The 7,077-nt window shown below is 63.1% G+C and carries 5 protein-coding genes and 1 tRNA gene; 4 read left to right on the top strand and 2 right to left on the bottom strand.

The features are described 5' to 3' along the window. The first annotated feature begins 396 nt into the window (after positions 1-396). The gene (locus OB916_RS16750) at positions 397-663 is read left to right on the top strand and encodes a thioredoxin family protein (RefSeq protein WP_315910441.1); all 267 of its coding nucleotides are present in this window, start codon (positions 397-399) and stop codon (positions 661-663) included. Positions 664-719: 56 nt separating this feature from the next. On the opposite strand, the gene OB916_RS16745 is transcribed toward OB916_RS16750, so the two are convergent. Next, positions 720-2,801 (bottom strand): DEAD/DEAH box helicase, encoded by a 2,082-nt coding sequence (locus OB916_RS16745; protein WP_315910440.1) that lies wholly within the window; start codon positions 2,799-2,801, stop codon positions 720-722. Positions 2,802-2,952: 151 nt separating this feature from the next. Here OB916_RS16745 and OB916_RS16740 point away from each other — a divergent pair, with 151 nt between their 5' ends. Together OB916_RS16740 and OB916_RS16735 are read left to right on the top strand one after the other, a co-directional pair. Beyond that, positions 2,953-4,278: an ATP-binding protein gene (locus tag OB916_RS16740; protein WP_315910439.1), complete on the top strand. Its 1,326-nt coding sequence runs from the start codon at positions 2,953-2,955 to the stop codon at positions 4,276-4,278. A gap of 69 nt (positions 4,279-4,347) precedes the next feature. Next, entirely contained in the window at positions 4,348-6,057 is a 1,710-nt protein-coding gene (locus OB916_RS16735; protein WP_315910438.1) for a radical SAM protein, read from the top strand. Between the two features lie 83 nt (positions 6,058-6,140). On the opposite strand, the gene OB916_RS16730 is transcribed toward OB916_RS16735, so the two are convergent. After that, complete coding sequence (locus tag OB916_RS16730) at positions 6,141-6,497, bottom strand: OB-fold nucleic acid binding domain-containing protein (RefSeq protein WP_315910437.1); 357 nt, start codon at positions 6,495-6,497, stop codon at positions 6,141-6,143. A 124-nt stretch (positions 6,498-6,621) separates the two neighbouring features. Between OB916_RS16730 and OB916_RS16725 the strand changes: the two genes are divergently transcribed. Then, positions 6,622-6,695, top strand: a tRNA-Phe gene (locus OB916_RS16725). Positions 6,696-7,077 lie beyond the last annotated feature (382 nt).

Below are 7,077 nucleotides of genomic sequence, written 5' to 3'. Positions count from 1 at the left end.
GTCGAACACGCGCGTGCACGACAGAAAGTCCGTAATCGGCATCATCTGTCCTTGCTACCGCCTACGTCACGCTCCTACTTCAACGTGCAAAGCTGAGCTCGAAGTTGGAGACACGCAAGGGAGAGTGACTGTGGGCTAGTCGCTCGCTCGACCGAGCGAAGCGAGGTCGAGACTTTTGATCCAGCTTTTTCTCGTCGGGTTTCCTCGGGCCTGCGGCCCTGCGGGAACCTCTCCTCGAAAAAGCTGGGCGGGACGCTTCGGATCGAGGACGCCTGGCTGGTCTGATCTGCGTGCTCGATCCCGGACAACTCGCCGGCGCGGTGTCGGAGATTCGGGCGACACACCCGGAGTATCACAACCCTTATCTGAATACCTCGGCAACTACTGGCAGGATACATGACGATCACGCTCATGGATTTCATGGCTGACTGGTGTGGGCCCTGCAAGACCCAGGAGCCGATCATCGAGGATCTCGAGGAAGACTACCCCGACGTCGAGTTCGAGCGGATCGACGTCGACGAACGACAGGACATCGCCAACGAGTATCAGGTACGCTCGCTCCCGACGCTCATCGTCGAGAACGACGATGGCGTCGTCGAACGCTTCATCGGCGTTACCCAGGCCGAGGACCTCGAAGAGGCGCTGAAGGAAGCCGGCGCCTGATCGACTCACGTCGTTCGGTCGCTTGCAATCGTCGCCGCGGTTTCGTCAGCACACAGTCACAGTTCTTCTTCGCGCAACTGCAACTCGGCGACGATCGCGTAGGGGTCGGCCCCCTTCCGGATCTGATCGAGGATCAGGAACGCCTCCGTCGGCGAGAGGAAGTGTCGACAGACTGCCCGGCCGAGATCCGTGGGTTCGAGCCCGCCGATGAACTCGTACTCCAGGAGTTTGCCGATCGCGTGCTTGGTCGGGATTTCCCCGAGCATCCGGGCGTTGAGTCGCTTCGCCTGGCTGCCCGCGACCACGAGGTTCGCGAGGGTCTCCTCGACGGCCGCGTTCTCGTCGTAGCGGGTCATCACTGACTCCATCTCGCCTTTCAGGAGCTTGAACGCCACCTCGTCTTCGGTCATCTCCTGGCTGTTGTGATACGCTCCATCGGGTTCGACGAGCAGGTAGACCGTCCCCTTATCGTGGTAATCCGGACGCCCGGCACGGCCGAGCATCTGGTGGAACTCCTGGACAGTCAGCCACTCGATACCCATCGCCAGCGAATCGAAGATCACCTGCGAGGCCGGGAAGTCGACCCCGGCTGCGAGCGCGGCGGTAGTCACGACTGCCGCGAGTTCCTGGTCGGCGAACTGCTTTTCGACGCGCTTTCGTCGCTTGTTGTCGAGCCCGGCGTGATACGGGGCTGAGGAGTACTGCAGTTTCCGGGAAACCTCGTGACACCGTCGTCGGGAGTTAGTGAAGATGATCGTCTGCCCGCGGTAGCCCTTCGAGGACTTGGTGTCGAACGCGCGCTTGACGAGCTTGTCCTCCAGATCGAGCTTCTCGTAGCCGTCGGCGAAGGTGACGTGGCGTTCGATCGGGACCGGCCGTTCCTCGAACTCGATGAGCTGGGCACCCAGCTTCTCGGCCAGCTCGGAGGTGTTGCCGACCGTCGCCGACAGGTAGATCCACTGTGTGTCGCCGGCGTCGTGAGCGCCTGCGCGGCCGTCGTGTCGCTGGGCGACGGTCCGTTCGACGTCACAGTAGTACTTCAATCGCGAGATCAGCCCGTCCAGCCGGTGACCGCGCTCGCCCTCGCCCAGGGTGTGGACCTCGTCGATGACGACCGTCCCGATCGTCCCGAGGTCCTTGCCGGTCCGCAGCGCGTGGTCGACCCCCTCGTAGGTGCCGACGATCACGTCGGCGCTCGGGTCGAAACGGTTGTCGTCGCCGCCGATCCGGCTCGACCCGACCCGTAGCGTCACGTCGACGATGTCACCGTACTCCTCCTGGAAGTCGTTGTACTTCTGATTGGCCAGCGCCACCAGGGGAACGAGAAACAGCATCTTGCCCTTCCCGTTGAGGACCCGATCGATGCCGGCCATCTCGCCGATGAGGGTCTTCCCGGTCGCGGTGGCCGAGACGACGAGCTGGTCCTGACCCTCCGTCGCGCCGTTCTCGACGGCGAGACTCTGGACAGGCAGGAGCGTGTCGAATCGGTCTTCGAGCTTGTCCTGGATCCCGGGATGGAGGTTGAGCGAGTCGGTCGGGACGGGATCGACCTCGTCGACGGTCGCGGATATTTCGTCGAACTTCGTGAGTTCGGGATCGAGATCGCCCGCGAGCAGATTCGTGATCCGGTCGAGATCCTGCACGTCCAGCAAGAGTTCTTCGAGTCGGTCGCGGGCACTGCCGGTCACGTCGCCGTGATAGGCCAGTTCGCGCTCCAGTTCCTCGATCGCACAGTCCGGACAGATGTACTCGTCGTCGGCCAGGATCGCCGTCTCGCTCGTGATCGGGGAGTACTGTCCCGCCGAGGCACAGTACCGACAGGTCCGGACGACCTTCGCCTCGAGCTGGTAGGCGTCGAGCATCTCCCGGAGACGTTTGCGACCGCGCTCGGAGGTCTGCTCGGAGATACGAATCCGGGCCGCCTGGCGGGCGAGCTCGACGAACTGATCGGGGCTGCGTGGCTCCTCGCTCGAACCCTGCTTGACCCGCAGCCGGGCCGGCCGCGGGCCGGCGCTGGTCTCTTTGAGTTCGAGGACCGCGTCGAGCACGCGGCTCCCGTCGCGCTGGACGGCGACGCGGACGTTCTCACCCTGCTCGTGGAGGAACAGCGTATCCACCTGGGCGACCTGCTGTGACACGACTCCCGATAGGAGCGTGAGCTATTTCAGCGGTTCGGAGTACGGCCGGCCCAACGGTTTCGTGTTCAGGAAAACCTCCACCACCGCCTGTCCAGGCAACACGGGCGCACTTCGGGCGACTTATTATTGTCGCGAAGCAATGTATTGAGGAATGAGCAACGCGGCACGTGATGTCATCGAGTTTCTGCTGACAACGACGATCTACACGGACAATCGCGACCTGGAGCCGGACGATCTGCCACCGGCCTACCGGGCGGTCTTCTGGAGCGACGGGACGATCGAACGCCCGCTTACCCCAACCGTCGAGACTGCGCGCGAGGCGACCGGCGTCGAGCGCCCCTGGGACGCGATCTCGGGGCTGATGTTCACCGATCACGACGAGTTCGACGGGTCGCTGACGTTTACCGAGCGGGAGATGGCCGAAGAGTGGTTCTTCGACCGAGTCGAGGCCGGAGACATCCTGGACAATCCTGTCCTCGCCGCCGAATACGAAACCGAGTTCGACGACGTCTCCTACGAACGCGCCCGGGAGCACAACCGTCCTCTCAGGGCCGATCGGGTCTGGATCGACTCGATGCTCGAGGAGTACTTCGACGACGAGGACGAAGAGGAGATGCTTGACCTCGTCGAGGTGCGCGCCCCCGAAGAGGTCGAGATGCGGCTGGACGATCTGGTGCTCACCCACGATCAGGAAGACGAGATCAACAAACTCGTCAAAGCGATCGAGCACCGCGATTACCTCGCACAGATCGGCCTGCGCGAGATCGGCAAGCTCCTGTTCGTCGGGCCGCCGGGGACCGGCAAGACCAGCGTCGCGCGGGCGCTGGCGCACGATCTGGATCTCCCCTTCGTCGAGGTAAAGCTCTCGATGATCACGTCCCAGTATCTCGGGGAGACCGCAAAGAACGTCGAGAAGGTCTTCGAGGTCGCCAAGCGGCTCTCGCCGTGTATCCTCTTCATGGACGAGTTCGACTTCGTCGCCAAGACCCGCGCCAGCGACGAACACGCCGCGATAAAGCGTGCGGTGAACACCCTCCTGAAATCGATCGACGAGGTGAGCCTGATCGACGACGAGGTCCTGCTCATCGGCGCGACGAACCACTCCGACCAGCTCGACGCCGCGGCCTGGCGGCGCTTCGACGAGATCGTCAACTTCCCCAAGCCCGACCGGGACATGCGCGCCGACATCCTCCGGGTCGTCACCCGCGAGATGGAGATCGTCGACTTCGACCCTGAGACGCTCGCCTCGATGACTGAAGGCCTGACCGGCAGCGACCTCCGGCTCGTCCTTCGGGAGGCCGTGCTCGACGCGCTGACCGAAGAGCGAACGACGCTCACCCAGCAGGATCTCGAAGACGCGATCGCCAATTTCGAGGAGCGAGACAACCTGAAGAACCTCGACATGATCGAGGGCGACCACGACGCACTGGTCGCGGGCGGCACCCCCGGAAGCGACAGTCACGATCACGAGCACTGATCGACGATCGTGAACCCACGAGAGATCGAGTGAGACACCGTTTTCATCGTCGAGCACGAACCACAGGTAATGACTGACCCCGCTGCGATCGACGTGACCATCGTCGACGGCTACGTCGACGAACCCGCGCACTTCGGCGTGCCGCCGTACATCTCCACCTACCCGCGGTACGTCGCCGGCGCGCTGGTCGACGCCGGAGTCCCTCGCGAGCGAATCACCTACCATACCATCGACGCGCTGCGCGAGGAGACGAATCGCTGGCGAGCGGTTGCCGACGCCGATCTGACCGTCTACGTCGGCGGGATGACCGTCCCCGGCAACTACGTCGGCGGTACACCCGCCGAACCGGACGAGGTTCGGAAGATCGCATGGACGGCCGACGGCACGTCGATCATGGGCGGCCCGATCCGGTTCGGCGTCGGCGAGGAGAACGCCGGCGCGAGCGAGACCAGCCGCGACGACCTGGACTTCGATTTCGTTGCCGGCGCGGACGTCGAGGCCGCGGTCTTCGATCTCGTCGAGAACGGACTCGAAGGGTTCGAACCGCGCTATCGCGGCGTCCCCGAAGAGACGCGATGGGCCCGCAAGGGCGCGTTCGTCGTCGAACAGCACCCCAACCACCCGGACTATCTGCTCGCCGAACTGGAGACCTCGCGAGGCTGTCCCTACCGGTGTTCGTTCTGCACGGAGCCGATGTACGGCGATCCCGACTTCCGGCCGCCTGAGAGCGTCGTCGACGAGGTCGACGCCCTCTCCGAGCACGGTGTCAGGCACTTCCGGCTCGGCCGCCAGGCCGACATCCTGGCCTACGGCGGCGACGGCGAGAAACCCAATCCCGACGCGCTCCGGTCGCTCTATCGGGGCATTCGCGAAGTCGCCCCGGACCTGGAGACGCTTCACCTGGACAACATGAATCCGATCACTGTTGTCAAGTGGCCGGAAAAGGCTCGCGAGGGGATCCGGATCATCGCCGAGCACAACACGCCGGGCGACACGGCCGCGTTCGGGCTCGAATCCGCGGATCCGCAGGTCCAGAGCGACAACAACCTCAACGTCACCGCCGAGGAGTGTCTGGAGGCAGTGCGGATCGTCAACGAGGAGGCCGGCTGGCGACCGGGCGAGGACCCCGCCGACGCGCCCAACTTCGGTGAGGACGCCGCCCCGCGCCTGCCGAAGCTGTTGCCGGGGATCAACCTCGTCCACGGGCTCAAAGGCGAGCGCAGGGAGACCTTCGAGCACAACAAGCGGTTCCTCCAGCGCGTCTACGACGAGGGACTGTTGCTCCGGCGGGTCAACATCCGGCAGGTCATGGCTTTCGAGGGGACAGAGATGGCCGATACCGGTGCCGAGATCGCCGCCGATCACAAGCAGCTGTTCAAACAGTACAAGCGGGAGATCCGCGAGGAGATCGACAACCCGATGTTACAGCGTCTCGCGCCGCCGGGGACGATCCTCGAAGACGTCCACCTCGAATACCATCAGGACGCCAAGACTTTCGGCCGCCAGCTCGGGACCTATCCGCTGCTGGTCGCGGTGCCCGGCGAGCGCCAGATCGGCGCGACGATCGACGTCGCGGTGACCGACCACGGCTATCGCTCGGTGACCGGCGTGCCGTACCCGCTGGACGTGAACTCGGCGTCGATGGACGAACTGCAGGCGCTGCCGGAGCTGGGTCGCCAGCGGGCCGGCAATATCGTCGTCGATCGGCCCTACGATAGCGTCGAGGAGATCACGGCCGCCGACCTCTCGAAGTTCGCGGTCGCCGAGCGCGCCGAGTGATCGGACGCGGGCAGCGCGCCCTGATCGATGTTTCGCCGGCTCGCGACGACACACCGTCGAAAAATACTCGAGGTGCCGTCCACCTACGGTTCAGTGATGTTTTTGCCCTGGATAAAGACGTCAGTGCCCCTGTCCAGCGGACTCCGCGAAACGGCACCTTCGACGGTGACACAGTCACCTTCTTGGATGTCGTCCGAAGCAGCCATCACGAACGCCTCGCTGGTCCCATCGTCGATGATGAACGACCCTTTTTCCGACGCGTTCGTGACTTCGCCCGTGAGCGCCACTTCCTCGGAGCCAGCTTCTATGTCTTCAATTGCCACGTCCCCCGGACCGCACGAGTCCGAACTGCCCCCACCGAGCGCAGAGCAGCCCGCAAGCGTGGAAAGGACCACCAGTGCTGCGACGATTCCGATCGTTCGTTTCGTCTGGAGTCGCATCTCCACGAAGCGCTTGCCTCGGTTTGTCATATAAATATTCGTCTCGACACTCGGCGCCATCCCCGACGGCGGCGGAATCGATTCGAAATCCTTTTTCCTTGGTCCCACTCACGTTGGAGTGCGCGCCGCCTTAGCTCAGACTGGGAGAGCACTCGACTGAAGATCGAGCTGTCCCCCGTTCAAATCGGGGAGGCGGCATTCCACTTTTTACTGCGTCGGCTCGCTCCCGCCGGCCGGATCTGCCGAGGTGTGTCCAGAGTCGTGTAGCACCCATGCATACCTATATTATATATGGGGTTATCATCCAATTTCTAAATTCATAACTATCAATAAATATGATTCGTGTGTTTCAATCAGGGCGGCCATTTCGCGGTGAGGGGCCTGACGTTCCGGTTACGAGAAATATGCCATAATATCCCGACTCAGGGCCTGAAGTCGTGTATAATTCTCGAACTATGGGAACATTCGTTCGAACTTACTACGTACTCAGCTTTGCACGTTGAAGTAGGAGCGTGACGTAGGCGGTAGCAAGGACAGATGATGCCGATTACGGACTTTCTGTCGTGCACGCGCGTGTTCG

The sequence above is a fragment of the Halapricum hydrolyticum genome (assembly GCF_025517535.1).
Classification (GTDB): domain Archaea; phylum Halobacteriota; class Halobacteria; order Halobacteriales; family Haloarculaceae; genus Halapricum; species Halapricum hydrolyticum.
Note: the sequence above shows the minus strand (reverse complement) of the source record. Positions and strands in the feature narration are given on the sequence as shown.

Coding starts and splice junctions, on each gene's coding strand:
- OB916_RS16750 (WP_315910441.1), top strand. CDS start 397: ATGACGATCACGCTCATGGATTTCATGGCTGACTGGTGTGGGCCCTGC.
- OB916_RS16740 (WP_315910439.1), top strand. CDS start 2,953: ATGAGCAACGCGGCACGTGATGTCATCGAGTTTCTGCTGACAACGACG.
- OB916_RS16735 (WP_315910438.1), top strand. CDS start 4,348: ATGACTGACCCCGCTGCGATCGACGTGACCATCGTCGACGGCTACGTC.
- OB916_RS16730 (WP_315910437.1), bottom strand. CDS start 6,497: ATGCGACTCCAGACGAAACGAACGATCGGAATCGTCGCAGCACTGGTG.